Source organism: Streptomyces sp. NPDC006430 (genome assembly GCF_040612395.1).
Taxonomy (GTDB): domain Bacteria; phylum Actinomycetota; class Actinomycetes; order Streptomycetales; family Streptomycetaceae; genus Streptomyces.
Window position 1 is genome coordinate 93,442 of sequence record NZ_JBEXQA010000014.1, and the last position, 25,608, is coordinate 119,049.

Annotated in this window: 20 protein-coding genes; 5 read left to right on the forward strand and 15 right to left on the reverse strand. The window is 72.5% G+C overall.

Annotation, left to right across the window (positions count from 1 at the left end; all coding sequences use genetic code 11):
* Positions 1 to 29: 29 nt before the first annotated feature.
* The 13 genes from ABZZ20_RS21320 to ABZZ20_RS21380 all read right to left on the reverse strand — a co-directional run bounded on the left by ABZZ20_RS21320 (position 30) and on the right by ABZZ20_RS21380 (position 15,247).
* On the reverse strand, positions 30 to 1,166 hold the full coding sequence (locus ABZZ20_RS21320; protein WP_356871755.1) for a substrate-binding domain-containing protein: 1,137 nt from the start codon (positions 1,164 to 1,166) through the stop codon (positions 30 to 32).
* A gap of 34 nt (positions 1,167 to 1,200) precedes the next feature.
* Complete coding sequence (locus tag ABZZ20_RS21325; protein ID WP_356871757.1) at positions 1,201 to 2,262, reverse strand: ABC transporter permease; 1,062 nt, start codon at positions 2,260 to 2,262, stop codon at positions 1,201 to 1,203.
* Positions 2,259 to 3,809: a sugar ABC transporter ATP-binding protein gene (locus ABZZ20_RS21330; RefSeq protein ID WP_356871759.1), complete on the reverse strand. Its 1,551-nt coding sequence runs from the start codon at positions 3,807 to 3,809 to the stop codon at positions 2,259 to 2,261. The genes ABZZ20_RS21325 and ABZZ20_RS21330 overlap by 4 nt, the downstream gene beginning before the upstream one ends.
* Positions 3,810 to 3,936: 127 nt before the next feature.
* A complete protein-coding gene (locus ABZZ20_RS21335; protein WP_356871761.1) occupies positions 3,937 to 6,783 on the reverse strand; it encodes a SpoIIE family protein phosphatase in 2,847 nt (948 codons plus the stop codon).
* A gap of 136 nt (positions 6,784 to 6,919) precedes the next feature.
* Positions 6,920 to 7,891, reverse strand: a complete 972-nt coding sequence (locus tag ABZZ20_RS21340) for a cyclase family protein (protein WP_356871876.1) — start codon at positions 7,889 to 7,891, stop codon at positions 6,920 to 6,922.
* Between the two features lie 49 nt (positions 7,892 to 7,940).
* On the reverse strand, positions 7,941 to 9,179 hold the full coding sequence (locus tag ABZZ20_RS21345) for a SpoIIE family protein phosphatase (protein ID WP_356871763.1): 1,239 nt from the start codon (positions 9,177 to 9,179) through the stop codon (positions 7,941 to 7,943).
* A 130-nt stretch (positions 9,180 to 9,309) separates the two neighbouring features.
* On the reverse strand, positions 9,310 to 9,606 hold the full coding sequence (locus ABZZ20_RS21350; RefSeq protein WP_356871765.1) for a hypothetical protein: 297 nt from the start codon (positions 9,604 to 9,606) through the stop codon (positions 9,310 to 9,312).
* 175 nt (positions 9,607 to 9,781) lie between these two features.
* A complete protein-coding gene (locus tag ABZZ20_RS21355) occupies positions 9,782 to 10,228 on the reverse strand; it encodes a CBS domain-containing protein (protein WP_356871767.1) in 447 nt (148 codons plus the stop codon).
* A gap of 314 nt (positions 10,229 to 10,542) precedes the next feature.
* Positions 10,543 to 11,196, reverse strand: coding sequence for a CBS domain-containing protein (locus ABZZ20_RS21360; RefSeq protein ID WP_356871769.1), 654 nt, complete (start codon positions 11,194 to 11,196; stop codon positions 10,543 to 10,545).
* 50 nt (positions 11,197 to 11,246) lie between these two features.
* Positions 11,247 to 12,674, reverse strand: coding sequence for an MBL fold metallo-hydrolase (locus ABZZ20_RS21365; protein WP_356871770.1), 1,428 nt, complete (start codon positions 12,672 to 12,674; stop codon positions 11,247 to 11,249).
* A 203-nt stretch (positions 12,675 to 12,877) separates the two neighbouring features.
* Positions 12,878 to 13,537 carry a CBS domain-containing protein gene (locus ABZZ20_RS21370; protein ID WP_356871772.1) on the reverse strand — a complete coding sequence of 220 codons (660 nt, stop codon included), beginning with the start codon at positions 13,535 to 13,537 and terminating at the stop codon, positions 12,878 to 12,880.
* 86 nt (positions 13,538 to 13,623) lie between these two features.
* Positions 13,624 to 14,226: a CBS domain-containing protein gene (locus tag ABZZ20_RS21375; protein ID WP_356871774.1), complete on the reverse strand. Its 603-nt coding sequence runs from the start codon at positions 14,224 to 14,226 to the stop codon at positions 13,624 to 13,626.
* Positions 14,227 to 14,380: 154 nt separating this feature from the next.
* Complete coding sequence (locus ABZZ20_RS21380) at positions 14,381 to 15,247, reverse strand: universal stress protein (RefSeq protein WP_356871776.1); 867 nt, start codon at positions 15,245 to 15,247, stop codon at positions 14,381 to 14,383.
* 393 nt (positions 15,248 to 15,640) lie between these two features.
* Between ABZZ20_RS21380 and ABZZ20_RS21385 the strand changes: the two genes are divergently transcribed.
* From ABZZ20_RS21385 to ABZZ20_RS21395, 3 genes are read left to right on the forward strand one after another with little or no spacing between them, the layout of a single operon-like run.
* The gene (locus ABZZ20_RS21385) at positions 15,641 to 16,543 is read left to right on the forward strand and encodes a universal stress protein (protein ID WP_356871778.1); all 903 of its coding nucleotides are present in this window, start codon (positions 15,641 to 15,643) and stop codon (positions 16,541 to 16,543) included.
* Positions 16,540 to 17,403: a universal stress protein gene (locus ABZZ20_RS21390; protein WP_356871780.1), complete on the forward strand. Its 864-nt coding sequence runs from the start codon at positions 16,540 to 16,542 to the stop codon at positions 17,401 to 17,403. Before ABZZ20_RS21385 ends, ABZZ20_RS21390 begins: the two co-directional genes overlap by 4 nt.
* Positions 17,400 to 19,997 carry a cation-translocating P-type ATPase gene (locus ABZZ20_RS21395; RefSeq protein ID WP_356871782.1) on the forward strand — a complete coding sequence of 866 codons (2,598 nt, stop codon included), beginning with the start codon at positions 17,400 to 17,402 and terminating at the stop codon, positions 19,995 to 19,997. The genes ABZZ20_RS21390 and ABZZ20_RS21395 overlap by 4 nt, the downstream gene beginning before the upstream one ends.
* Before the next feature lie 190 nt (positions 19,998 to 20,187).
* Here ABZZ20_RS21395 and ABZZ20_RS21400 read toward each other — a convergent pair whose 3' ends face one another.
* On the reverse strand, positions 20,188 to 21,981 hold the full coding sequence (locus ABZZ20_RS21400; RefSeq protein WP_356871784.1) for a serine/threonine-protein kinase: 1,794 nt from the start codon (positions 21,979 to 21,981) through the stop codon (positions 20,188 to 20,190).
* 298 nt (positions 21,982 to 22,279) lie between these two features.
* Here ABZZ20_RS21400 and ABZZ20_RS21405 point away from each other — a divergent pair, with 298 nt between their 5' ends.
* Positions 22,280 to 22,741, forward strand: coding sequence for a calmodulin-binding protein (locus ABZZ20_RS21405; protein WP_356871786.1), 462 nt, complete (start codon positions 22,280 to 22,282; stop codon positions 22,739 to 22,741).
* Positions 22,742 to 22,942: 201 nt separating this feature from the next.
* Positions 22,943 to 24,793, forward strand: a complete 1,851-nt coding sequence (locus ABZZ20_RS21410; RefSeq protein WP_356871788.1) for a BTAD domain-containing putative transcriptional regulator — start codon at positions 22,943 to 22,945, stop codon at positions 24,791 to 24,793.
* A gap of 23 nt (positions 24,794 to 24,816) precedes the next feature.
* Here the strand turns inward: ABZZ20_RS21410 and ABZZ20_RS21415 are convergent, their stop codons facing one another.
* A complete protein-coding gene (locus ABZZ20_RS21415; protein WP_356871790.1) occupies positions 24,817 to 25,494 on the reverse strand; it encodes a response regulator transcription factor in 678 nt (225 codons plus the stop codon).
* Between the last annotated feature and the right edge of the window lie 114 nt (positions 25,495 to 25,608).

Here is a 25,608-nt window from a genome sequence, read left to right on the forward strand (position 1 = left end):
GTACGGGGTGTGCCCGCAGCGTCCCGCCGTCACCTGCGCCAGATCTTCTCGTACGCCTCGCGGTAACCGGACGGATCCCAGGTGGTGGCGCCCTTGCTGTTGTCGGTCGTGGAGATGTGCACGGGGGCGACGTAACCGCTGGCGGGCCGGCCGGAGAAGGCGCGGTTGAACTCGTCGACGATCTGCCAGCCCTGCTGGGACAGCGGCTCGGGAACGGTGGCGGCCTGGTACTGCTGGCTGTTGATGCGCTGGAACGCGGAGGGGTCGCCATCGCCCGCACCGATGTTGAAGGGCGGTCCGGCGCCCGGTTTGCCGGCCGCCCGGAAGGCAGGGGCGGCGTCGGCGAAGTACAGGTCGTTGATGGCGACGGAGTAGGTCCACTCGTTCCGGAAGCGGGACAGAAGGGAGGAGACCGCCTGGGGCGTGCGGTTGCTCGCGTCGGGGATGGGGATGTTCTGGGACGTCAGTAGCCTCGTGCCGGAACAGGTGGCGAGCTCCCGCTTGATCAGTTCGGACTTGTTCTTGGCGAACGGGATGGAATCGTCCGTGAAGAGGACGACTCCGGCGTCCCCCTTGGACCGGGCGATGATCCAATCCGCGCTGATCTTCGCCACGTCCTCCACCTGGGTGGTGACGTTGGTGAACAGCGGGGGGTCCTCGCTCGGGCCCGGGGAGCCCACGGCGTGCCAGCCGATGACCGGGATGTGTGCCGCTCGGGCCCGCGCCACCTGCTGCGAGGTCAGGAAGGGATCGAAGCCGCCGATGACGATGCCCGAGGGTTTGAGGGTGATCGCCTGGCTGAGCGCGGCCTGGATGCCTGCGGGGGTGCCGTCCCCGTCGATCACGCGGACCGTCCAGCCGATGGTCTTCGCGGCTTCAGCGAGCCCCTTCGCGACGCCGGCGACGCCGGGATTGGTCATGGTCTGCGCGACGTAGACGATGGTCTTGCCGGGAACCGCCGGGGGGCCGCTGGTGGGGCCGGTCCAGGAGGCGTCGGGTTTCTCGGCCCCCTGTACGGACGCCTCGGCCCCGGCGAGGGCCTCGGGGCAACCTGGCTCGGCCGGCCCGGCGCCGGCCGACGGGCCCCGCCCGCAGCCGGCGACGAGGGCGGCGGTCGCCGTCAGCAGGGCTGCGGCCGTGAGGGTGGTCCTGTGGTTCGAGTACACGGTGCTCCTGACGCGGGTGCGCGTACGAAATGTCCTAGGGGTGGTCGTCCTGAGCCGCGGCGGCTGACGGCTGCGCGGCTGACCGGCGGGACGCGGCGGCGCCGGTGCGCAGCCGGCGACGGGCGGAGTAGCCGGCCAGCCCGACGGCGATGAGCAGGGTGCAGCCGTTGAACAACGGCGTGGCCCAGAACTGGGCGCCGAGCTGGCCGATGCCGGCGAGGCCGACGGAGAGTACGGCAACCGCCACGACGGTGCCGAGGGCGTTGGCGCGGCCGGGCTTGATCGTGGTGGACCCGAGCAGGGCGCCGACGAAGGCGGGGAGCAGGTAGTCCAGCCCGACGCTCGGGTTGCCGGTCTGCTGCTGGGCGGCGAGGAGGACCCCGGCGAAGCCGACGACCAGGCCCGATCCGGCGAAGGCGTAGACGGAGTACCGGCGGACGGGGATGCCGACGATGGCGGCGGCACGCGGGTTGGAGCCGATCACGTACATGTACCGGCCGAGGGGCAGCCGCTCCAGGACCAGCCAGAGGGCGGTCGTGGCGGCGAGGACGTAGAAGGCGGGTACCGGCAGGCCGAGGAACCGGGAGTCGTAGAGGGCGGTGAAGGAGGCCGGCAGGCCCTGTGGTCCGGGGACGATCCGGGCGCCTTCGGTGATCCAGCCGGTGAAGGCGTACATCACGCTGCCGGTGCCGAGCGTGGCGATGAAGGAGTCGATCTGCCCGAACTCGACGATGACGCCGTTCAGGGCGCCGACCGCCGTCCCGCCGAGGACCACGGTGAGGCAGGCGAGGGGCCAGGGCCAGCCTTCGTTGACGATGAGCTGCATCGCCATGACGTGCGCCAGGCCGAGGCCGTAACCGATGGACAGGTCGAACTTGCCGGTGACGATGGGGATGGTCGCGCCGAGCGCCAGGATGGCGGGGATCGATTGGTTGGAGAGGATCGAGGAGACGGTGTCCCGGGTGGGAAAGGTCTCCGGTAGGGCGAGGGAGAAGACCAGGAAGAGCAGGGCGCCGAGGGCGAGGAGGCCGTAGGAGCCGATGAGGTGCCCGTGGAGGCTGCCCCGTACGGGTCGGGGCGGCGGGGAGGTGGTCATCGGCTCGTCGTGGTTCCGGTGATGGGGGGCATGGCCGAGGCGGTTCGGGTGAGTTCGGCGACGGTGAGGGCTTCGCCGCTCAGCTCGGCGCCCACGGACCCGCGGACGAACACCAGGGCGCGGTGGCACACGTGGGCGACCTCTTCGAAATCGGTGGAGATGAGCAGTACGGCCAGGCCGGAGGCCAGCGCTTCGTCGAGCAGCCGGTAGATCGTGGCCTTGGCACCGACGTCCACGCTGGCCGTCGGCTCTTCGAGGACGAGCAGGCGCAGGCCTCCCCGGAGCCATCGGCCGACCACGACCTTCTGTTGGTTGCCGCCGGACAGGGTGGCCATCGGCACCTCGCTGTTGCGGGGGTGCACCGAGAACCGGTCGATCAGGGCGGTGGCCTCGGCGCGCTCGCGCCGGGGGCCGATCCAGTGCCATGCCGGCACGCCGGCGGCCCGGGGGTTCGCCAGGAAGTTCTCCCGTACGGTCAGCTCGGCGGCGCAGCCCTCTTCCTGTCGGTTGCCCGTCACGAGGCCGACGCCGCGTTCGACGGCGGCGGCGACCGTCCGCGGGTGGTAGGGGCGGCCGTCGAGCAGCACCCGTCCGGCGAGGACGGGCCGGGCACCGGCGAGGGCGCGGCCCAGGTCCGTGTGACCGGCGCCGGTCAGGCCCACCATGCCGAGGACTTCGCCCGCGCGCAGTTCCAGGCTGACGTGATCGGCGCGTGCGGTCCGCACCCCGTCGAGACTCAGGACGGGCGGGCCGGCGGCGGGGGTGGTGCCGGGCCGCGAGTCCGCCGGTTCGCGGCCCACGATGGCGTGCACCAGACGGGAGGGGCTGTGGCCGGCGAGCGGACCTCGGCTGACGAGGTGGCCGTCGCGCAGAACGGCGAACGCGTCGGCGACCTTGTACACCTCGTCGAGTCGGTGACTGACGTAGAGGATGCCGTGTCCCCGGTCGCGCAGGGTGTGCAGGACGTCGAAGAGTCGGGCGCAGTCCGCGGCGGGCAGGGTGGCGGTGGGCTCGTCGAGGACGATGAGCTCGGTCCGTGCCGCCAGGGCGCGGACGATGGCGACCAACGAGCGCTCGGCGGGGGAGAGGTCGGCGATCCGGGCGTCGGGGTCCAGGTGACCGGCGACGATCCGCAGGGCCTCGACGCAGCGTTGCCGGGTCCGTCGCCAGGAGATCAGCCCGCGGCGCCGTGGGTATCCGGTGCCCAGGGCGATGTTCTCGGCCACCGTCATCCACTCGACGAGGCCGAGGTCCTGGTGGATGAAGGACATGCTCCGGGTGGCGGCGTGCGAGCCGAGGGGGTGCCCGGCCACCGTCACCTCGCCCTGTTCGGCGTGGTGGACTCCGGCGAGCACTTTGATGAGGGTGGACTTCCCGGCACCGTTGGGACCGAGCAGGGCGAGGATGCTGCCCCGGTACAAGTCGAGGTCGACCGCCGCCAGGGCGAGGGTGCCGCCGAACCGCTTGCTCAGACCGCGCACGCGGACGAGGGGTTGCCCACCGGTGCCCGGGGGCGGGCCCGTCGAGGTGTCGGGAGCGTCATGCACAGACTTCTCCGGGGGTCGGCCTCCGAGTTCTTCCCGACTGCATGCGGGATTCTACGGGGATCTGTCCCTGTATTTCCGGTATGTCGACGTATTCCTTGACCCCGATGGGTGAATCCTCGGGTCCGGGTCAGGCCGCTTCCTGGATGCACTCGGCCCAGATCACCTTGCCTTCGGTGGTGTAACGGGTGCCCCAGGCCTGGGCGAGCTGCGCGACGAGGAAGAGGCCGCGGCCGCCCTCGTCGGTGGTGGCCGCGTGGCGCATGCGCGGGGCGGTGCTACTGGTGTCGTGCACCTCGCAGATCAGGCTGCGGCCGTGGATGAGGCGTACCCGGATGGGCCCGGCGCCGTACCGCACGGCGTTGGTGACCAGCTCGCTGAGCAGCAGTTCCAGGGCGAAGGCGGACTCGTCCAGTCCCCACTGGCTCAGCCGGCCAACCGCCGCGGCCCGGACCTCGCCGACCAGGGCCGGGTCGGCGGGCAGGTGCCAGGTGGCGATCCGCTCGGGGGGCAGCACGTGGGTACGGGCGACGAGCAGCGCGATGTCGTCGCCGGGATGGGCGGGCGCCACGGCGTCGAGGACCGCCCGGCAGGTGTCCTCGGGGGAACGGTCGGGGTGGGCCAGCACGCGGCTCAGCTCGTCGAGGGACGCGTCGATGTCGCGATGGCGGTCTTCGACGAGCCCGTCGGTGTACAGGACCAGTTGGCTGTGTTCGGGGAGGTGGAACTCGACCGACTCGAAGGGCAGGCCACCGAGGCCGAGAGGGGGGCCGGCGGGTAGGTCGAGGAACGTCACCGTGCCGTCGGGGCGGACCAGCGCGGGCGGAGGGTGGCCGGCTCGGGCCATCGCGCACTGTTGCGAGGTGGGGTCGTAGACGGCGTACAGGAAGGTCGCGCCGACTATGCCGGCGCTGCCGGCGGCGGGATGGTCCCCGCCCTCCTCGCGGTCGAGGCGCACCATGAGGTTGTCGAGGTGGGTGAGGAGTTCGTCGGGGGCGAGTTCCAGTTCGGCGAAGTTGCGCGCGGCGGTGCGCAGACGGCCCATGGTGGCGGCGGCGTGCAGTCCGTGGCCGACGACGTCGCCGACCAGGAGGGCGACGCGGGCACAGGAGAGGGGGATGACGTCGAACCAGTCGCCGCCCACCCCGGACTCGGCGGGCATGTAGCGGTGGGCGACCTCGACGGCGTCCTGCTCGGGAACGCCGTGCGGGAGCAGGCTGCGTTGCAGGGCCAGGGCCAGGTTGTGTTCGCGGGTGTAGCGGCGGGCGTTGTCGATGCAGAGTGCGGCGCGGGCGGCGAGTTCCTGGGCGAGCGAGCGGTCGTCGTCCCCGAAGGGGTCGGGATCCTGCGACCGGTAGAAGCTGGCGATGCCCAGGAGGACCCCGCGGGCGAGCAGGGGGACGGTGATGAGGGAGTGGACGTCGTGGGCGAGGATCCGCTCGGCGTGTTCGGGGTCCTGCGCGATCCATCCGACGGCGGTCTTCAGATCGGGTACCAACACCGCCTTCCCGGTGACCAGGGACCGCATGTGGGGGGTGGCCGGGCGGTGGCTGACGCGCTCGCCCACCGGGTAGAAGGGGCAGTCCTCCAGGATGCCGTGGACCACCGTACGGTGCAGTTCGGCGGCGGGGTCGGCGGCCTCTTCGCCGCGCAGTACGGCCTCGGGCAGGTCGATGGTGACGAAGTCGGCCAGGCGCGGGACCGCCATTTCGGCGAGTTCCCAGGCGGTACGGCTCACGTCCAAAGTGGCGCCGATGCGGGTGCTGGCCTCGGCCAGCAACTCCAGGCGCCGCCGCGCCGCGACGGCGTACTTTCCCACTTCCGGCTCGCCCACCAGCACGAGCCCGCTGACCACGCCACCGGGGGAGCCGGCGGAGTCTGGGGCGTACGGGGCGCCGGGCGGCCGGACCGTCGGGGTGGTCGCAGCGGGTGCGGTGCGGGGGAGGTGTCCGGGCGGCGGTCCTGCGGGTGTGGCCTGCTGCTGTGCGGGGACCTCGTCCGACCGTTCCAGGTACGGGGGGACGGTGAGCCGGTCTCGCGCCGGTCCGTCCGCGAAGGCGGCCTCGATGAGGGCCTCGATGACGACGCCCTCCACTCCGGAGGGGCTCGTCACCGGGCGGCTCACGAGGGTGACGCGCTGGCCGTGGGACAGGGTCACCTCGACGGCGGCCCGCTGGGCGCAAGAGATCAGCTCGGTGGCCTTCTCCTTGAGGATCGCCTGATCGCGCTGGTCCAAGGTGCCCCGGACCAGGTCTTCGATCCCGTTCGGCTGGCCGCTCCCGGCGGCCCCGTGGTCGGCCCGCGCGCGGCGCCCGGCGTCGAGGTAGGCCCGGAGCAGCCCGCGCTCGCGCGCCGAACTCTGTTCCATCAGCCGTCGTTCGATCGCCGCGCCCGCCCGGCGCACGACGGGGACCAGCGCCGGGTCCGCATCGGTGTGGGGATAGCCGAGGCACAGGACGCCCTCGATGTGCCCGCTGAGCTGGTCGCGCACGGGGATCGCCGTACAGGCACTCGACTGGGCACGTTCGGCGAAGTGCTCGGCGCCGTAGACCTGGCAGAGTCGCCGTTCGGCGAGGGCGAGGCCGATGCCGTTCGTACCGGCGAACCGTTCGGCGAACACGAAGCCGGGGACGCTCTGGATCGGGGCGAGACGCCGGACCAAGGAATCCTCCCCGAAGCGGCGTTCGAGCACCGTGCCGTCTCCGTCGGTGAGGCAGATGTTCATCTGGCTGCCCGCGAACAGGGACCGCAGCCGGTCGAGCACGGGACGGGCCGCGCGCACGAGGCGGGCCTCCGGGTCGAAGTCCTGCCGGAAGGGCAGCTCCGACTCGTCCGGCGAGAGGCCGAGGAGTCGGCTGCGTTGCCACGAGCCCAGGATCGGACTTCTCACGCTCCCCTGGACCGATTCGACCGACTCGCCGTGCAGGAATCGGTCACGGGACCGCGCGGGGCCGATGCGGTCTGCCACGACCCCCATGTACACCACTTCCTCACCGAACATAACCGGATCGCACTATTTGATTATATTCCTCACCCTTGGGAGGGGTTTCGTCACCACAAAGGGTGATCGTTCGATTGCGGAACGTCGAGAGGTGTGGTTGCCGGGCCGGCCGTCACAGGACCGCGACCGGGTTCACGGGGGAGCCGGTCCCGCCGGGGACGTTCAGCGGCGCCACGACGAGCATGAACGCGTAACGGCCCGCCTCGGCGCAGGCGGCGGAGAGCGGTTCGAGGTCGAGGTTGTCCAGCAGCGGCACTCCCATCGCGGTGATGGCGAGCGCGTGGACGGGGGAGTGCACGCCCTCCACCGGCGACGGCCGCACGTCACTGTCCCCGTCGGCGCCGAGCAGGGCGACGGCACGCTCGGCCAGCAGGGGCACGGCGTCCACGTGCCAGCCCGCGCTCGCCTCGTCGGCGTTCCAGGGGCCGAGGTCCCGACGACGGCGGAAGCGGCCGGTGCGCAGCAACACCGCATCGCCGTCTCCGATCGTCACCCCGAGTGCCTTCTCCGCAGCGGCGACGTCCCCCGGGTGCACCGCACGTCCGGGCTCCAGCCACGCGACGCCGAGCGCCGCGGGCAGATCGAGGAGCACGCCCCTCGTGACGAGGGGGCCGAGCGCCGCCACCGCGCCGAAACGGGCGCCCCCGGAATCGACGGCCGCGTGCGCTGCGCGGCCGTCGTAGAGCTGCCCCCGGTAAGCGATGTGCGAGAGTGCGTCGAGGTGGCTCACGCCCTTGCCGTGGTAGTCGGCTGCGATGAAGTCCTTGTAGGCGGAGGGCTCCTCGGCCGCCACGTCGCCGAGGTCGGACATGTAGTGCAACGCCGGCTTCGCATTGTCCGGTCCGGTCCGGGTGTTCCAGGGCAGCCCCATCGGTACGACCGTCCCGGACCGGACGAACGCGCTGGCCCGCTGCACGTGGCCCGGCGTCACCCTGTTCCAGGCACCGCGGTCGGCCGCGGCCCAGCGTCCCCACGTACGGACCGACTCGAAGAGCACGTCGAATTCCCGGCGGGAGACGGCGGGCCCGTTGTCGCCGGGAGCGTCCGGTGGGAGAGCGGGGACGCCGGACGGGCCGCTGTTCATCTGCACTCGGCGCTCCAAGGTGCGTACGGCTGCCGGCCTCCCGGTGGCGTCACAACCGGACGACCACGAGGGCGGTGTCGTCGGTGACGCCGCCGGGCGGGAGCAGTTCGAGGAGGAGGGCGTCGGCGAGGGTCTCGGGATCGGCCGCCTGATGACGGACGAGGGAGTCGGCCAGTCGGGCCAGTCCCGTGTCGATGTCCTCGCGGCGGCGTTCGATCAGCCCGTCGGTGTACAGGACCAGGGTGGAGCCCGGACGGAAGGCGGTCGTGGCCTGTGGTCGGGGTGCGGGCTCGGGACGGGCGCCCAGCGGGGTGTCGGTGGCCTGGTCGAGGAACTCGACGGTGCCGTCCGTCCGCAGGAGGGCCGGCGGAGGATGCCCGGCACTGCTGTAGGTGATGGTGTGGGCACGGGAGTCGACGACGGCCTGCACCGCGGTGGTGGATTCGGCGCCGTCGACGGAGCGGGCGTACAGCCCGAGGACTTCGAGCGTCTGGGCGGGTCCGTCGAGGACCCGGGCCGCTGCGCTCAATGCGCTGCGCAGCTGGCCCATGACACACGCGGCGGCCAGGCCGTGGCCGACGACGTCGCCGACGGCCACGCTGATGCGGTCATCGGGCAGTTCGACCAGGTCGTACCAGTCGCCGCAGACGTTCAGCGCGCCCGTGGCGGGACGGTAGCGCACGGCCGCCCGGTACCGGGTGAGCGGCGTCGGGGCGGGCAGCATCGCCTCCTGGAGGGTCAGGGCCACTTCGCGCTCGCGGGAGTGGGCCCGGCGCAGACGTTCGTTGAGTTCCTGTAGCTCGCGGGCCCGGGCGTAGAGCTCGGCCTCCAGTACCCGGCCCTGTCCACTGGCGCCGGTGCCGGAGGCGCCTCCACGGGCCCGGATGAGTTCGGTGACCTCCTCCACCCGGTGGACCACGAGGACGACGCTGCCGTCCGCCCCGATGACCGGGGCGTTCACCGGACTCCAGAAACGCTCCTCCCATTCGCCGGGCCGGTCCGGCGACTCGACGTCGTAGCGCTGCACCGCCATGGTGTCGCGCTCCCCACTGTCCAGGACGCGGCGGAGCGAGGCCGCGAGGTTGCGCACACCGGTCGCACCCGGGTCGTTGGGGTTGTCGGGGAAGACCTCGAACAGGTGGTGGCCCACCACCTGTTCACGGGTACGGTTCGCCGTGCGGAGGTACTCGTTGTTCGCGTCGGCGAAGACCAGCGTCGGGGTCAGCAGTGCCACCATGCCGGGCAGGGCCTGGTAGACCGCCTCGTAGTCGACTGCCGGTTCCGTCATGCTGTCCCCGCCTCAACGCCGTGGTGTGGCTGCCCACGATAGGAGCGCGAGCAGGACGGGGCCCGGCCCGGCGACCCGAACGAGGGCCGATGTCACTCCGGCGGTCGCGCAGCACCCGCGTACGAGGGCGTCAAAGGACCCCGGGAGGGGCCGTGTGCCGCGGGACCGTGGCCGCCCCGCCGTTGCGCACGGCGTCCACCACGGCCTGGTGCAGGTAGCGGCTGGCCTCCTCCGAGGCACACTCCGTGGGACTGCCGGTGACCGTGAACCAGTCCGAGCCCCCGCTGTACTGCACCGCGACATGGGCCTCCTGGCCCGACCAGGTGGTGTGGACCGTCAGATCCCCGTTGAGGATCCCGGCCTCGTCCGTACGCACTCCGCCGCGGCCGGCGAACACGCCGGTCGTGGTCCACGAAGCCCAGGCCATGACGCATCGCCCCTCACTGTGGAGTCCTTCCACCCTCCGGGATCGCCCGGAGGACCGACCGCTTCGACCGCTTCGGTCACTGCGGCCACTTCCACCGCGCCGGCCGGTCGGGCCGACGGTTGGTGGATCTTGCCCGGCGCGTGCGGCCACCGCGGCCGTCCGTCCCGGCATCACGTCACGTCTCACGATCATGCGGGGGCGGGGCGGTCGAAGGAGGTCCGGGCGGTTCCTCAAGGACGCTCCAGGCCACCGGGCCCAGGAGATCGGCCACGCGCTGGAACACGTCCATCAGCATGTCGTCCACGGTCAACATGCCCACCACACGATGCCCCTCCAGAACGGGCAGGCGACGGACACCGGAGGTCCTGAAGATCCGGTAGGCCTCACGGATATCGGTGGTCGCGTCGACCGTGATCACGGGTGACGTCATCACCGTGTCCACCGACTGGTCGGCGTCCAACCCCCGGGTCAGCACCCGGACGGCGAGGTCGCGATCCGTGACGATGCCCCGCAGTGCCCCTCCTGCCGTGACGAGCACGGAGCCCACCCCGTAGTCGTCCATCTGCCGGGCCACCTCACCGATCGAGGTGCGGTCGGGGACGGCCACGGCCGGTGAACTCATCGACTCCGAGACGCTCATCGTCGTGTCACGGCGGGTTGGGAACGGACCGCGGCCGGGACGAGGGCTGGCTCCATGGCGGCTGCCTCCGCGTCGTAGGGCTGGTATCAGGGTCGAACACGCGTGAGCGGAATGCCTGACGCTCCTCTCGCGCCCTCGGCCACCGGCAGCGAACGGGCCGGATGCGACCGACGCGGACGATTCTCCCTTCGAGCATGCCTCCAGCCGCAGAGCGGCGCATGCGGAGACACCTCCTCGGACCGGATCGGGCCGGCGGCGCCCCGGTCGCCGCAACGCCCGAGGGGGGAGCCGTCCCATCACGAGGGGGGCTCGCCCACCAGGAGACAGTGCACGCTGACGACGCCTTCCACGGCCCGGGCCAGGCGTGCGGCCACCGGAATCAGGTCGCCGTCGCGGACCCGCCCGGTCAGCGTGGCCACACCGTGGCTGACCTCGACCTCGACCTCGCTGTGGGAGAGGGGGAAGAGGCGACGGACCACCTCGCGCCGGATCTCCTCCGCGAGTTCGTCATCGGGCCGGAGGAAGACCTTGAGGAGGTCCGCGCGGCTGACGATGCCCTTGAGCGCTCCGTCGGCGTCGACGACCGGGAGGCGTTTGATGCGGCGGTCGGCCATCAGCCGGGCCGCCTGGGGGAGCGTGGCGTCCGCGTGGACGGTGACGGCCGGAGCCGTCATCAGCTCGTCGGCCTGCATCGAACCGGCCTTTGCGGTGGCACCGAGGCGGCGCATCTGCTCGATCATGCCGGGCCGGTGCGCGTGGAACTCCTCCTTGGGGAGGAGGTCGGCTTCGGAAACCACGCCGACGACGCGGCCCTCTCCTTCGACGACGGGAAGGGCGGTGACCTTCCACTGTGCCATGGCGGCGGCGATCTCCTTGAACTGCGCGGTGGGGGTGACGGCGACGACCTTCGTCGTCATGACGTCGCTGACGGTGTACGGGGTGGAGGTCATGGCACGTCCTCGATGTGGGCGGGGACCGCGGGGGTTGCTCTTCGGCCGGGTCAGCGGACCAGGACGCCCTCTCCGGAGCGAGGGACGACGGCGGTCCAACCCAGTTCGCGGTCGAGGCGGTCGCGGAGGGTCTCGGCTGCTGATTCCTCGCCGTGGACGAGGTAGGTGGTGTGCGGGGCAGGGGCACCGCGCAGCCAGTCGATGATCTGGTCGGCGTCGGCGTGGGCGGAGAAGTGCGGTACGTCGGCCACTTCGGCGCGTACGGGGATGTACTCGCCGAACATCTTGAGCGTGCGGGCGCCGTCGACCAGGTCGCGGGCCCGGGTACCGGCGGCGGCGAACCCGACGATGACGACCGCGTTGCGGGAGTCGGGCAGGGTCCGGTGCAGGTGGTGCAGGACGCGTCCACCAGTGGCCATGCCGGCCGAGGACACGATGACGGCCGGGCCGCTGGTGTTGTTGATCTCGATGGATTCCTCGACGCTGCGTGCGGCCAGGAAGGGTTCCGGGCTGATCGCAGCCTCCCCCTGGGCCAGGGCCTCGGGCCGCAGTTCGGGCGAGCGGCCGCGCAGGGCGTCGCGGTACACCTGGAGGGCGGCGAGGGCCATCGGGCTGTCCACGTAGACGGGGACATGGCGGGGCAGGGTGCCGTCGCGGCGCAGGGCGGCGAGCTCGTGCAGGACGACTTCGGTACGGTCGATCGCGAAGGCCGGGATGACGACGGTGCCGCCGCGTGCCAGGGTCCGGGTGACCACGGCGGCGAATTCGGCCCGCGCCGTGTCCGTGTCGTGACGCCGGTCGCCGTACGTGGACTCCATGAGGAGGACGTCGGCGCCGGAGAAGGGCTCCGGCGGTAGCAGGAGCGGGTGGCCGGGGCGGCCGAGGTCGCCGCTGACGGCGAGGGTGTGGCCGTCCTCCAACGTGAGGTGGGCCCAGGCCGAGCCGAGGATGTGGCCGCCGTGGTGGAGCTTCAGGAGGGTCCCGCCCATGATCTCGACCTCGCTGCCCACGTCCACGGGGTCGAAGAACTTCACCGTCTGGTCGACGTCCTCGTCGTCGTAGAGCGGCGCTGCGGGGTGGTGCTTGGACCAGCCGTGTTCGTTGGCGTGTTGGGCCGCCTCCATCTGGAGCTTGGCGCTGTCGCGCAGGACGATTTCGGCGAGGCGGGCGGTGGGGGTGCTGGTCAGGATGGGGCCGCGGAAGCCGTGCCGCACCAGGCGCGGCAGGTAGCCGCAGTGGTCGAGGTGGGCGTGGGTGATCACGACGGCGTGGATGTCGGAGGCGTCGCAGGGCAGCTTGGCCCAGTTGCGGCGGCGCAGGTCCGCGAAACCCTGGAAGAGCCCGCAGTCGACGAGGATCCGGGCGTGATCGCTCTCAACCAGGAACTTGCTACCGGTGACCGTCCGCACGCCGCCCAGGAAGCGCAGCAGGGCGGGGCGGGAGGACGAGGGCGTGGCTCCCGGGGGTGTCCGTGTCATGGCGGCACCCCTCCTTTCGGCAGGGATCGGCCCTTCAACGATCCCACCCGGGGCGGCGGACGGTCCTGGCCCGACAGGCCTTCGCGGGGGACCGTCCGGCCCATGTGCACCCGCGTGGCGCCGGCCCGTTCGATTGGTGACCCGGCTGACCCCAGGGCACCGCTGACCTGCCGCGGGCGCCGGGATCCCGCGGCGGTCGCAGGTCAGTGGACGGCCACGTCGTCGTCGACGGCGTAGCCGAGGTGCTGCGCCACGTGGACCACTCCGTCGACGCCGCGACACATCCGTTCGATCACCGGGATCAGGCTCTTGAACTGCACCGTGCCGCGCAGTTCGACCCGGCCGTCGGTCACTTCGACGGTGACGGCGCCGGGGTCCTGGTGCAGGGTGAGATCGAGTACGTCGCCGGTGATCTCGTGGCGGATGGTGTCGTCGTCGCGCAAGAAGATCTTCAGGAGGTCGCGCCGGCTGACGATGCCCACCAGTCGGTCCGAGTCGTCGACGACCAACAGCCGTTTGACGTCCTGTGCCTCCATCAGCCGGGCGGCCTCGGCCACGGTCCAGTCGGGCCTGGCGCACACGGGGGGAGCCGACATCAGTTCCTCGGCCCGGGTGCTCTCCGCCTTGTCCCGCTCCCGGGCCTCGGGCGCGGCCAGGGACCGCAGGAAGTCCCCCTGGTCGGCCGACTTCGGCAGGAGGTCTCCCTCCGATACGACGCCGAGGGGATGGCCGGCGGGGTCGACCACCGCCACGGCCGACACCTGATGGTCGGCGAGTGCGCGGACGACGTCCTTGAAGCCCGCATTTCCGGGGACGGTGACGACCTCGCGGGTCATCAGCTCGCCTAGTTCGCGATGTCTCACCGTTTACTCCTACCGTCCTGTGACGTCTCGTGGGTCGAACGACATGTCGTTGTGCTGTTGTGTGAGCCGATTGACCGCGCCCACCGTCATGCGGAGACTTCGGCGTCCAGCCGGGCCGTGACGTCCACGACGCCCGGCACGGTGCGCGCCACGCGCACCAACATGTCCTGGAGCGTGGGGTCGGGGACGGAGCCGTCGAGGTAAACGATGCCGTTGGACACGTAGACGCGCACGAGCGACGAGCCGGCCGGCATCAGGTGCGCCATGATCAGCTCGCGTAGTTCGGCCGCGATGTCCTCGTCGGGCCGGAGGTAGATCTTCAGGAGATCACCCCGGCTGACGACGCCGACCAGGTGGTCGTCGGCATCGACGACCGGGAGCCGCTTGAGGTGGCTGCGTGCCATGAGGCGGGCGGCGCCGGCGATGGAGGCGTCCTTGGCCACGGTCACGGCGGGTACGGTCATCAGCTGGCCCGCGGTCACCGCGCGGGACTCGTCGGCGCCCTCCGCCTTCAGCAGCAGGTCCGCTTCGGAGACCACCCCTACGACCTTCCCGTCCTCGGCCAGGACGGGAAGGGCACTGATGCGCCACTGCCGCATCGTTTCCACGATGTCCTTGAACGGCGCTCTGCGGTCGATGGAGATGACCGCGTGCGTCATCACGTCGTCGACCGTGCGCAGGTGCTTCATGACTCCTCCAGGACACTGAATCGGTATCTCCGAGCCTGGGTGCCGGTGCCCGGGAGGGGTAGGGCCGTTTGGGGCCGGGCGGGACTGTCCGGCCCGGCCGCGGGCCCCGGCGCCGGCCTCGTCATCACCGTGCAAGGGCGGAAGCTCCACGTTCTCAGTCGTGTGCGACCACCGCGACCGGAACGGCCGAGTGGTGCAGGACCGCGTGTGCCACCGCACCCAGGTGTGCGCCCAGGGGTGAGCGGCGCACGCGCCGTCCCACGACCACGAGGTCCGCACCGGTCGCCGCCTGCACCAGCTGACGGCCCGCAGAACCCATGAGGGCCTGCGTCGTGACGCTCACTTCGGGGAACTTGCGGCGCCACGGCAGGAGCATGTCGTCGAGCATCTGCGTGACGCTCGCGCCGATCTCCCGTACGTCGTCGGGGTCGAACGAGGCGTACGCGTAGGTGGCCGGGAGCTGCCACCCGTGGACGGCGCGCAGCGCACGGTCGTGGCGTGAGGCCTCCTCGAAGGCGAAGGCGAGCACGCGGTCGGCGGCTTCGTGGATGTCGACGCCGACGACGACCTCACCGGAAGCGTCCGGGCCCGGCCCGTACGGATCGGGCGCGTTGCGCACGAGGACCGCGGGCGTCTCGGTGGCTGCCAGGGTTGACATGCCGACCGAGCCGACGAGGAAGCCCGTCAGGCCGCCGAGGCCCCGAGAACCCAGGACCAGCAGTCCGGCGTCGAGGGCCTCGGCCGCCAGGGCGGCCGCGGGCCGGCCGGACAGGCACCGCGTGGTGAGGTCCAGTTTCGGATGCAGCAGCCGCAGCTCCTGGGCCGCCTCGGCGAGCACTTCGTCCGCCCAGCGGTCGGCGGCCGCACGGTCCGGCCGGGGCATCGCCGGGCTCACGGGCCAGTCGACGGCATGGACCAGGCGCAGCGGCACGCTGCGCAGGGCGGCCTCCCGCGCACCCCAGCGTGCTGCGGTCCGGCTCTCGGGGGAACCGTCGACGCCGACGGTCACGTGGTGGTTCATGGCAGGAGCCTCCTCCGCCGCGCGGCGCGGCACGTGTCCAGGGTTCTGCTCCAGGGTTCTGCCGATACCGGCGGGGCAGCAGGGGTCGTACGTCCCCGCGTGGGGCCGACCGTCCCCGACCCGGTCCGTCCTCCCGTCCCGTCCACCGTCCCGTCCATCACGCGCGGTCCGCCGATGTCGTGCTGTACGAGCAGATCCACGACATCCTGGAAGGAGGCGGCAGGAACCGCGGCGGACGCTCCCGTCCGCGCTCGTCAGGTCACCCCGGAGCAGAGGGCGCGCCCGAGGGCGAGGGGACCTTCGGCCCCCGACGGAGCCCTGGGCGGCCCTCTCACCGTCGGTGGCCCCGTGGCAGCGTGGTAGCTGTCCGTACCGGCTCGGCCAGGAGGAACCATGGAAGGGACCATCCGCAACCCGGATGTCAGTTCGGTCGTCGTCGGGGTCGACGGGTCTCCACCCGCACATCGGGCCGCGTTGTGGGCCGCCGCGGAGGCCGCCCGGCGCGAGCGACCGCTGCACATCGTCCATGCGGCCGATACGGACAGCCGCAGCCTGTACCTCTCGGTGCCCGGCGTCGAAGGCATCCGGGAAGTTGGCCGGGAAATCCTGCGGAGCACCGCCGAGGCGGTGTCGGCCGAGTACCCCGGAGTGCTCGTCACGACGGAGTTCAGCGGCAGCGACCCGGTGACCAGCCTGCGCAAGGCCGCCGGGACGCACGGCACGATCGTGGTCGGAAACCGCGGCATGGGCGGGTTCCACTCCCTCGTGCTGGGTTCGGTCGGCCTCAGGTCGGCAGCCGGTGCCAGGACCCCCGTGATCGTGGTGCGGGGTACCGAGGAGGCGACCGAGACCGGCGTGGTCCTCGTGGGCATCCGCGACGAGCGCGATTTCGACTGCGCACGGTACGCCGCGCGGGAGGCCGAGTTGCGCAAGGCGTCGCTGCGGCTGCTGCACGTGTGGAACGTGCTGGAGACGGTCGGGACGGTCACGACCACGCTCGACGACATGGAGGAGATCGCTGGCCGGCACGTCCAGCGGCTGAAGGCCGTCTCGCAGCAGATCCGCGACGAATTCCCGGACCTCACCGTGGAGGCGGACGCGGAGAAGAGCATCTCGGTGCCCGCGGTCCTGGTCGAGGCCTCGCACCACGCGGACCTGCTGGTCATGGGCGGGCGCCGCTCGCCCGGCTACATCGGGCCCACCCTGGGGCGGGCGACCCACAGCCTCATCCACCACGCGCACTGCCCCGTACTCCTGGTGCCCCGGTACGGTCACGAGTCGGGGAGCGAGTCGTGAGCGGGGCAGCGGGCGCACGCCGTGAACTCGTCATCGGCCTCGACCCGGCCAGGGACTGGCGGTTGCCCCTGGCCTGGGCGGCCGACGAGGCCCAGCGACGGCGGCTCGCCCTCCGCCTCGTCGTGGCCGTGCCGCCCCCGCACGACCGCCGGCACGGCGACGACGCGCCGCGTCAGCGCGCCCTGCGTCAGGCCGGAACGGAAGCGCTGGGAGCCGGCCTGAGCTGGGCCCGGGACCGCCATCCGGAGCTCGCCGTGTCCACCGATCTCCTCGGAGGCTACCCCTCCGCCGTGCTCGGCTCGCTGTCGCTGGAGGCCGGCATGGTCGTGCTCGGATCCCGTCACCTGAGCCGGACGGCGGAGTTCTTCAGCGCCGGATCCCAGGTGGTCCCCGTTGCCGCCCAGGCCACGTGCCCGGTGGTGGTCGTCGGCGACGCCGAACACACCACCCAGGAGCCGCCGTACGTGGTCGTCGGCATCGACGGCAGCGAACCGTCCAAGGTCGCCCTCGACTTCGCCTACGAGGAAGCCGACCTCCGCGGAGCGGAGCTGCACGCCATTTCGGTCTGGCAACCACCGGTCTTCCTGCTCCACGACGAGGAGGTCGCCCTCCAGGCCCAACGACGGATGCTGGCCGAGACGACGGCGGGCCGGCAGGAGAAGTACCCGGACGTCGTGCTCAAGCACGAGATCCCCATCGGGCACCCCGTGGAGGAGCTGGCGAAGGCCGGCGAGCACGCTCTGGCAGTGGTCGTGGGGCGCCGCGGACGGGGCGGATACAGCGGAATGCACCTCGGCTCCGTCGCCCACGGCCTGCTCCACCGGGCGCACTGCCCGGTCGTCACCGTCCCCGGCCGGTGACGGCGGCCGTGCCCGGCCCCGCCGCCGAGGACGCGCTCGCGTCCGTCCCGGCCCGGGTCGGACTGACGGAGGCCGAAGCAGAGCGCCGACTCGCCGAATGCGGGCGCAACGAGGTGGCCCCCGCCAAACCCGTACCCATATACGCGCGGGTGCTGGCCCAGCTCCGAGATCCCCTGATCATGGTGCTCCTCGGCGCGGTCGTGCTGACGCTCGTCATCGGGGACCATGCGGACGCCGTGGTCATCGGCCTGGTCATCGTCGTCAACACCACCGTGGGCGTGGCCCAGGAGATCCGCGCGGACCATGCCGTGGCCGCGCTCTCGGCGATGTCGGCACCGGCCGCCCGGGTCCTGCGGGACGGCGCGGCGCGGGAACTGACCTCCACCCTGGTGGTGCCGGGCGACGTGCTGTTGCTCGGGGAGGGCGACATCGTCGCGGCGGACGCGCAGCTCACGGAGGCCTCCGCCCTACTGGTGGACGAGTCGATGCTGACCGGCGAGTCCGTCCCGGTGGACAAGGCAGCGGACGCTTCCCTGAGCGCGGGAACCGTCGTGGCGCGGGGAAGGGGCGTCGCCACGGTCACCGCCACCGGCGATGCCAGCGCCCTCGGCAAGATCGCGGCCCTGCTCGAAGGCGGCCGTGAGCCGACACCGCTGCAACGCCGTCTCGCCTCCCTCGGTCGCATCCTCGCCGTGGTCACCGTCGGGCTGTGCGTGGCGTTCTTCGCGCTCGGCCTCGTGCGCGGGCTGCCGGCCGGAACCATGGCCGTCACCGCCATCAGCCTCGCGGTGGCCGCGGTCCCGGAGTCGCTGCCCGCCGTGGTCACCCTCGCCCTGGCCCTCGGGGCGAGCCGTATGGCCGCCCGGCACGCCCTGGTCCGGCGGCTACCGGCGGTGGAGACGCTCGGCTCCGTCAGCGTCCTCGCCACCGACAAGACCGGCACGCTCACCGAAGGCCGCATGGTCGTCCAACACGTGTGGACGCCCCGGGTCGAAGCGGATTTCTTCGGGGTCGGCTACGAGCCGCACGGGGACATCCGCAGGGACGGCCGACCGCTGACCGCTGAGGAACTCGAACCCGTACGGGAACTGCTGACCGCCGCGGCCCTGTGCAATGACGCCAGCCTGAAGCCGCCCGGCCGGCGAGCCACCGGTGCGGACCGGTGGACCGCCGTGGGCGACCCCATGGAAGCCGCCCTGTTGGCGGCGGCAGCCAAGGCGGGATGCGCCGACCAGAGCGACCTGCGCCATACCCACCCCCGGACCGCGGAGGCACCCTTCGACAGTCAGCGCAAGCGCATGACCACCGTCCACGGCACACCGTCCGGCAAGGCCCTGGTGTGCCTCAAGGGCGCTCCCGAGACGGTGCTCGACCCCGCGATCCTCCTCGACGGCGACGACCTGCTGCACGGCGCCCGGCAGCAGGCGGCCCTTCTGGCGGCCCGCGGATACCGCGTGCTCGCCGTGGCCACGAGCGAGCGTAGCCGCCAGCCGGACAGCATGACGGCAGCGGAGAAGGGCCTGCGCCTGTTGGGCCTCGTCGCCATCAGCGACCCTCCGAAGGCGTCGGCCGCGGCCACCCTCGAAGCCTGCCGCGAGGCGGGCATCACGCCCGTCCTCATCACGGGGGACCACCCGGCGACGGCCCGTGCCATCGCCGCCCGGGTGGGCCTCGTGCGCGAGGAGGACGGCGACGAGGTGTCCACCGGCCCGGACCTGCTCGCGGGCAGGATCCGCGACCTCACCGAGGTCCGGGTGTTCGCGAGGACCGACCCCCAGCAGAAGCTGGACATCGTCGCCGCCTGGCGGGCCCGCGGCGCGGTCACCGCGATGACGGGCGACGGCGTCAACGACGGACCGGCCCTGCGGCGGGCCGACATCGGTGTCGCCATGGGGGCCCGGGGCACGGAGGTCGCGCGGCAGGCCGCCGATCTCGTACTGACCGACGACGAACTCTCGACCGTGGTCGCCGCCGTCGAGGAGGGCCGTCGGGTCTACGACAACATCCGGCGGTTCCTGGTCTACGGGCTGGCCGGCGGCGCGGCGGAGATCCTCGTCATGCTGATCGGCCCCCTCGTCGGGCTGCCCCTGCCGCTGCGGGCGGGACAGATCCTCTGGATCAACCTGCTGACCCACGGCCTGACCGGCGTGGCGATGGGCGCCGAGCCCGTTGCCCCGGACGCCATGCACCGACCGCCCCGCCCCGCGCGCCAGCACATCCTGGGCGCGGGAGCCTGGCAGCGGCTGCTCGTCCTCGCGGCCGTCGTCACCGCCAGCTCCCTGTCGGTGGGCGTCATCGCCCACACGTGGGGACTGCCCTGGCAGAGCGTGCTCTTCCTCGCCCTGCTCGGGGCGCAGCTGGGCGTGGCCCTGGGGCTCCGAGCCCGCCTCCTGACCCGGGAGAACCTCTTCCTACCGCTATCGGTGGTCGTCTCGGCCCTCTTGGCGGCCGTGGCGCTGTACGCCCCGTTCCTCCAGTCGCTCCTGGACACCGAGCCGCTGGGGTGGTCCGGCATCGCCCTCGCGGCAACCTCGGTCATCACGGGTTACGCGGCGGCGCGTCTCACACGGAAGGCATTCCGAAAGGAGCGATGACACGGCGATCACCCCCACGGCGCGGCTCCGTACGGGGCATCCCGTGACTCCCGAGCCCGGGGTGGGCCGTCGAGCGGACGGCCCACCCCTGCGCCCACCGGGGTGGGGAGGGGCGGGCCGACCCGGTACGGCGCACGCCGGCCCGGATGTCGGCTACCGCCGGGGAACCGTCCGACGCCGTGGGCGTGCCTCACGGAATCCGCCATTGCTGGCTCTTGCTGCCGGAGCAGGTGACCACCGTCAGCTGGTTGCCCGGGCCGTTGTCCGTCAGGCAGCCGCCCTGGAAGGCGATGTCCTTGATGTAGTAGGCCCCCGTCGACGGCGCCCTTTCCAGGTTCCACCACACCCCTCCGCTGTAGGGGCCGGCGAGCTCGACCCGAACGGTGTCGCCGAACTGGGTCAGCGCCCGGCTCATCGCGGCACCGTCCGGGCCGCACGCCCGGAGGCTGTCGTACTGGCTCTTCTCGTGCACCCAGCCGTAGGCCGTGGTCCCGCCCATGATCACCTTGGCGCCGCCCTGGGGACCGCTGGTGCTCAGGCCGATCTTGAGCCCGTCTCCCACGTTGGTGATGGCGCCCCAGCCGGTACCGCCGCAGCCCTGCGGTGGCGCGTTCCCGCCGCTGCCCGATCCGCCGGGCGTCGCGCTCCCGCCGGGCGCGCTGCCGCCCCCGGCGCCGGCGCCGCTCGGCACCTCGCCGCTCTGGCTCCCGCCGTTGCCCGAACCGCCCGCGCCCTGCGGGGGGTTCGGTGCGGGCACGGCGCCACCGATGCCGCCCGCGGGGCTCCCCGCGCCGCCCTGCGCGCCCGACGCCTCACCCGGCGGCGGGGACGATGCGGCGGCCGAGGGGTCTTTCGTGCTGCTCGAAGGGGACGCGACAGGGCCCCCGCTCCCGTTGCCGGACGCCGGCGCGGACACCGACGGCTGGTGCCCGGGCGCGTGCGCCCCGGAATCCCGGGCCCAGGGACCGACGTAGAAGACGTTGACGGCCACCGTGGCCGTGACCGTGACCGTGACCGCGACCGGCACGAAGACGTTCGCGGGGACGCGTAGCTTCGTCCACCACTGCCGCCGCGGTTCACCGACCGCCACCGGGTCGGAACCATCCCCGGCGGCGGTCGGGCCCGCCGGCGCGTCGAGCTCGCCGAGCGGCCGGCCGGCCGCCGCGCGCCGGGCTGCCGCCGCCATCACCGAGGCGTCGGCGTACCGCTCTTCGGGCTTCTTGGCCAAGGCCCGGGCGACGAAGGCGCGCACCGGCTCCGGGAATTCGGCGGGAAGGGCCGGCACCGGCTCCCTGATGTGCTTGAGCGCGATCTCGACCACCGAGTCGCCGGTGAACGGCGGTTCCCCGGTCAGCAGTTCGTAGCAGACCACGCCCATGGAGTACAGATCGGACGCCGCGATGGCGCCGAGGCCCTCCGCCTGCTCGGGGGCCATGTAGAGGGCCGTGCCGAGCACCGCGTGGGAGTCGGTGATCGCGGTGCTGGCCGTGCTGGAACGGGCGATGCCGAAATCGGTGACCGTCACCCGGCCGTCGTCACCCAGCATCAGGTTCGACGGTTTGATGTCGCGGTGGGTCACGCCCTGCAGGTGTGCGGCGTGCAGGGCGTCGAGTGCCTGCCCGGCGATGTCGAGCGCCTGCTGGACGGTGAGCGGTCCGTCCTGGGTGCGGACCTCGTTCAGCGGCCGGCCCTCGACGAGTTCCATGACGATGTAAGCGACCTGCTCACCGGATTCGATCCGGCTCTCGCCGTAGTCGTGCACGTCGACGATGCCCGGGTGGCTGAGCGAGGCGAGGACCGTGGCCTCCCGGCGGAAGCGCGCGGCGAACGCGAGGTCGTCGAGCAGGGCGGGAAGCAGGACCTTCACGGCGACCTGTCGTCTGAGCACGCCGTCGTCGGCGCGCCAGACCTCGCCCATGCCGCCGCCGCCGATCCGCTCGGCCAGCGTGTAACGGTCCCCAAGGACCGTCCCCCGTCCCCACATGTGCGCCCCTCGCCCGTCCGGCTCGCTGGTGGTCAGTCAAAATCCGTCGGGCAGAGCGTACTTGCCGCCCACCCGGCACATCCCGTTGACGGCCGGTCGGAATCCGGCCGGGTCCCGCCCTGGCCGTCTGCGAGCAACGAAGGGAGCCTTTTGGTCACTCCGGGAAGATCATCGGGGCACGCAAGGGGGAGCCTTTGGGGCACCCTTGGGATGGAATAGACCATTCCTTTGGCTTTCTGGCTACGTTCGCCGCAGACGGGTCGTGGACGCGACCCGACGGACACAGGAGGTCCCAGGCATGCGACGTACCCTCACCAAGGCCGGTAGTCTCGCGGCGGTTTCGATGTTCGCCCTGTCGTTGGCCGCGCCCGCCCAGGCGGCCCAGAGCAGCGACACCGGAGCGGCTTCCACCGCCGCGTCGGCCGCCTACTTCGAATTCACCGACGGCACGGACACCTTCGTCTTCCAGCTCACCGACCGCGCCAAGATCAAGCAGGCCCGCGACATACTCAACGGCGTGGACACGGAGAACATCAGTGTCATGGGCACGGTCGTCAAGACCCCCGCCTCGTACAACAAGCCCTGGAAGTACCAGCTCGCCCCGAACTCGGTGGAGTTCTTCAGCATGGCCATGGAGGTGTGCGACGCGAGCATCGCCTACGTCAACGACCACCTCGGCGAGGTGGGCGGTGCCCTCCTGCCCAGGTCCACCTGGTGTCCCTGGCACTCCAAGCTGACGCGCGAGATCAGCAAGCCGTAAGGCGCCGGCGCCCCCGGGGCGCCGCCCGCGCCCGACGCCACTCCGGCCGCCGGACCTCCCGGCGGCCGGACGGACGTCCGCTGCGGGGCGCACCGGGGCCCGCCCGGACCCGCCCCGAACCGCCCGCGCGAAGCGACCGAAGTAACGTATCCCCTCGCCGGTGTCCAGGGGTGGGGAAGGTGCGTGGCGCAGAGTGAGGGCGTGAGCGGCGCCGCGGACGGGATCCGGTTCCGGATGCTCGGCCCGATGACCGCGCGGGCGGCCGACGGGACCCCACTGGCCCTGGGCCCCAACCAACAACGGGCGCTGCTCGCCGTGCTCCTGCTGAGGGCGGGCCGGACCGTGCCAGTCGCTGAACTGTGCGACGCGCTCTGGGGGGAACGCCCGCCGCCGCATGCCGTGGGGACCCTGCGGACGTACGCGTCCCGGCTGCGGGTGCTCTTCGAACCGGAGCGCCCGGCCCGTGCCCCGGCCCGGCTCCTGGTGCACGTCTCCGGTGGCTACGCCCTGCGGCTGTTGCGCCCGGTGGTGGACGTCGTCGAGTTCGAACGCGGGCTCGCCGATGCCGCCCGGCTGCGCGCGACCGGTGCCACTCGGGACGCGTACCGCACCCGTTGCCGTACCCTCGGGCTCTGGGCGGGGCATCCGCTGGCCGGTCTGCCCGGTCCGTACGCCGAGGCACAACGGGAGCGGCTCGCCGAACGGTGGCTGACCGCCCGGGAGGACCACTTCCACGACGCACTGGAGCTCGGGCTGGACCGCGACGCCGCGGTCGTCCCGGCCCTGCGCACCTTCGCCGCGGAACACCCGCTGCGCGAGCGGGCCCAGGCGCTGCTCATCCGGGCCCTGCACAGGGAGGGTCGGACCGGTGAGGCCCTGGCCGCGTACGAGGCCACCCGCGAGACGCTCGGCCTGGAGCTGGGGGCGGCCCCCGGGCCCGAACTGGTGGCGCTGCACCGCAGGTTGCGAGGAGGCTCCGGCCGTGTCCGGGGTGCCCGCGGGGACTCCCGGCGGGCACGGCCCGCAGGTCCTTCGTACGTCCTGTCCGCGGGCACCTCGTACGCCCCGCCCGTGGTGCCCCCGCCCGTCGGCGCCCCCCTCGCCCCGGCGCTGCCCTTCGTCGGCCGGGCCGCCGAGACCGCCCGGCTCGTCGAACTCCTTTCCCGCACCCCGGCCGGCGTGCCCGTCGCGGTGCTCACCGGGCCGCCGGGCATCGGGAAGAGCGCCCTCGCCGACCGGGTGGCCGAAGGGGTTCGGGGCCGCTTCCCCGACGGGGTGCTGCGGGCCGGTCTCGGCGCCGGCTGCGGCGCCCCGCTCGGCGCGTTCGTACGCGCCCTGGGAGTGCCCGACGCGGCGGTGCCGGACGGGACCGAGGCCGGGGCGGCGCTCTACCGTTCGTTGCTCGCCGGGCGGCGTGTCCTCGTCGTGCTGGACGACGCACGCGACACGGCAGCGTTGCTGCCGCTGCTGCCCGGGTCGCCGGGGTGTGCCGTGCTGGTGAGCGCGGCCTCGCGGGGCCTCGTCGTACCGGGAGCGCGATCGATCGAGGTTCCGGAACTCGACGACGACTGCGCACTGCAACTGCTGGGTGCTGCCGCGGGTGCGCGACGGGCCCGCGAGGATCCGGCCGGACTACGCGAACTCGCCCGCCGGTGCGGCGGGTTGCCGCTCGCACTGTACCTGGCCGGGCGGCGTCTGCGGGCAGAGCCGGGCCTGTCGGCGGGGGCGCTGGCCTCGCGGAGCGGCGGCGGGATGCTCGCGCGGCTGCGGGCGGAGGGCCGGGCCGTCGAGGACGGCTTCCGCCGCCGCGTCCAAGGGCTCCCGATGGCCGCGGTCCGCGCCCTGCACACGACCGCGGCGGCACCCGACGGGTTCGGCACGGCCGAGGCGGCCGGGCTACTGGGCACCTCCGAGCCCGAGGCGGCCGACGCGGTCGAGGAACTCGTCCACTCCGGGCTGCTGGCACCCGGGGACTCGGGCCGCTACCGCTACCACCCGTTGGTCCGGGAGTTCGCCCGCCACCGGCTGGGCCTCGCCCCCGGCGGCGCGTGAACCGCCCCGTCCGGTCCGAGTCCTCAGATATAGCCCTCGCGGAGCGCGTAGGCCACCGCGTGCGCGCGGTTGCTGAGCTGGAGGCGGGTCATCATGCCGTGCAGGATGTTCTTGACGGTCCGTTCGGAGTAGGCGAGCTTCTCGGCGACCCGGCGGGTGTCCAGCCCGTCGGCCACGAGGCGCAGCACGTCCGTCTCGCGCGGCGTCAGACCGAACAGCGGTGCGGTGGCAGGGCCCGAACAAGCCGCCGCCCGCTCCGAGCGGCGCAGCCGGTTCACCTGTCCCAGCACCCGGCCGATCAGGTCCGGCGGGAGCACGCATTCACCCTGCGCTGCCTGACACACGGCCGTGACCAGCTGCTCCTCCGTCGCCTGGTGCCGCCAGACGATGGCCCGTACGCCGTACTCCACCACCGAGAGCAGCTCCGATTCACGCAGCTCGCGGGCGACGAGGACCACGCGCCGGTCGCCGCTGCGCAGAATGCCGCGCAGTTCGGCCACCGACTGTTCGTCGATCCGGTCGATCACCACCACGGCCACGGCCACGGCCACGGCGGCGGCGTGCGCGAGTCCGTCCCGCTCCGCTAATCGGGGCACGACCTCCAGGATCGGCTGGTGCCGCAGATGGCTGACCACCCCGGCCCGGCTGAGCGGATCGGCGGCGTGGATCGTGACGGCAATGCGGTCGGTCGGAACCGGCATCCTTCTTTCCCCTCCTCAAAACGGGTCTTGCAGGGAGCAGGGTGGCGAAGCCGGATCAACAGTGCGTGAACGATCGATGGGTGGCCGGCCGAAATCACGTGCCCTGATCGTGCG

What these genes read in the sequence shown, in the direction of transcription:
- ABZZ20_RS21380 (WP_356871776.1), bottom strand. Translation starts at nt 15,247, where the DNA reads ATGAACCACCACGTGACCGTCGGCGTCGACGGTTCCCCCGAGAGCCGG.
- ABZZ20_RS21360 (WP_356871769.1), bottom strand. Translation starts at nt 11,196, where the DNA reads ATGACCTCCACCCCGTACACCGTCAGCGACGTCATGACGACGAAGGTC.
- ABZZ20_RS21365 (WP_356871770.1), bottom strand. Translation starts at nt 12,674, where the DNA reads ATGACACGGACACCCCCGGGAGCCACGCCCTCGTCCTCCCGCCCCGCC.
- ABZZ20_RS21325 (WP_356871757.1), bottom strand. Translation starts at nt 2,262, where the DNA reads ATGACCACCTCCCCGCCGCCCCGACCCGTACGGGGCAGCCTCCACGGG.
- ABZZ20_RS21335 (WP_356871761.1), bottom strand. Translation starts at nt 6,783, where the DNA reads ATGGGGGTCGTGGCAGACCGCATCGGCCCCGCGCGGTCCCGTGACCGA.
- ABZZ20_RS21350 (WP_356871765.1), bottom strand. Translation starts at nt 9,606, where the DNA reads ATGGCCTGGGCTTCGTGGACCACGACCGGCGTGTTCGCCGGCCGCGGC.
- ABZZ20_RS21400 (WP_356871784.1), bottom strand. Translation starts at nt 21,981, where the DNA reads ATGTGGGGACGGGGGACGGTCCTTGGGGACCGTTACACGCTGGCCGAG.
- ABZZ20_RS21345 (WP_356871763.1), bottom strand. Translation starts at nt 9,179, where the DNA reads ATGACGGAACCGGCAGTCGACTACGAGGCGGTCTACCAGGCCCTGCCC.
- ABZZ20_RS21415 (WP_356871790.1), bottom strand. Translation starts at nt 25,494, where the DNA reads ATGCCGGTTCCGACCGACCGCATTGCCGTCACGATCCACGCCGCCGAT.
- ABZZ20_RS21385 (WP_356871778.1), top strand. Translation starts at nt 15,641, where the DNA reads ATGGAAGGGACCATCCGCAACCCGGATGTCAGTTCGGTCGTCGTCGGG.
- ABZZ20_RS21405 (WP_356871786.1), top strand. Translation starts at nt 22,280, where the DNA reads ATGCGACGTACCCTCACCAAGGCCGGTAGTCTCGCGGCGGTTTCGATG.
- ABZZ20_RS21355 (WP_356871767.1), bottom strand. Translation starts at nt 10,228, where the DNA reads ATGAGTTCACCGGCCGTGGCCGTCCCCGACCGCACCTCGATCGGTGAG.
- ABZZ20_RS21375 (WP_356871774.1), bottom strand. Translation starts at nt 14,226, where the DNA reads ATGAAGCACCTGCGCACGGTCGACGACGTGATGACGCACGCGGTCATC.
- ABZZ20_RS21340 (WP_356871876.1), bottom strand. Translation starts at nt 7,891, where the DNA reads ATGAACAGCGGCCCGTCCGGCGTCCCCGCTCTCCCACCGGACGCTCCC.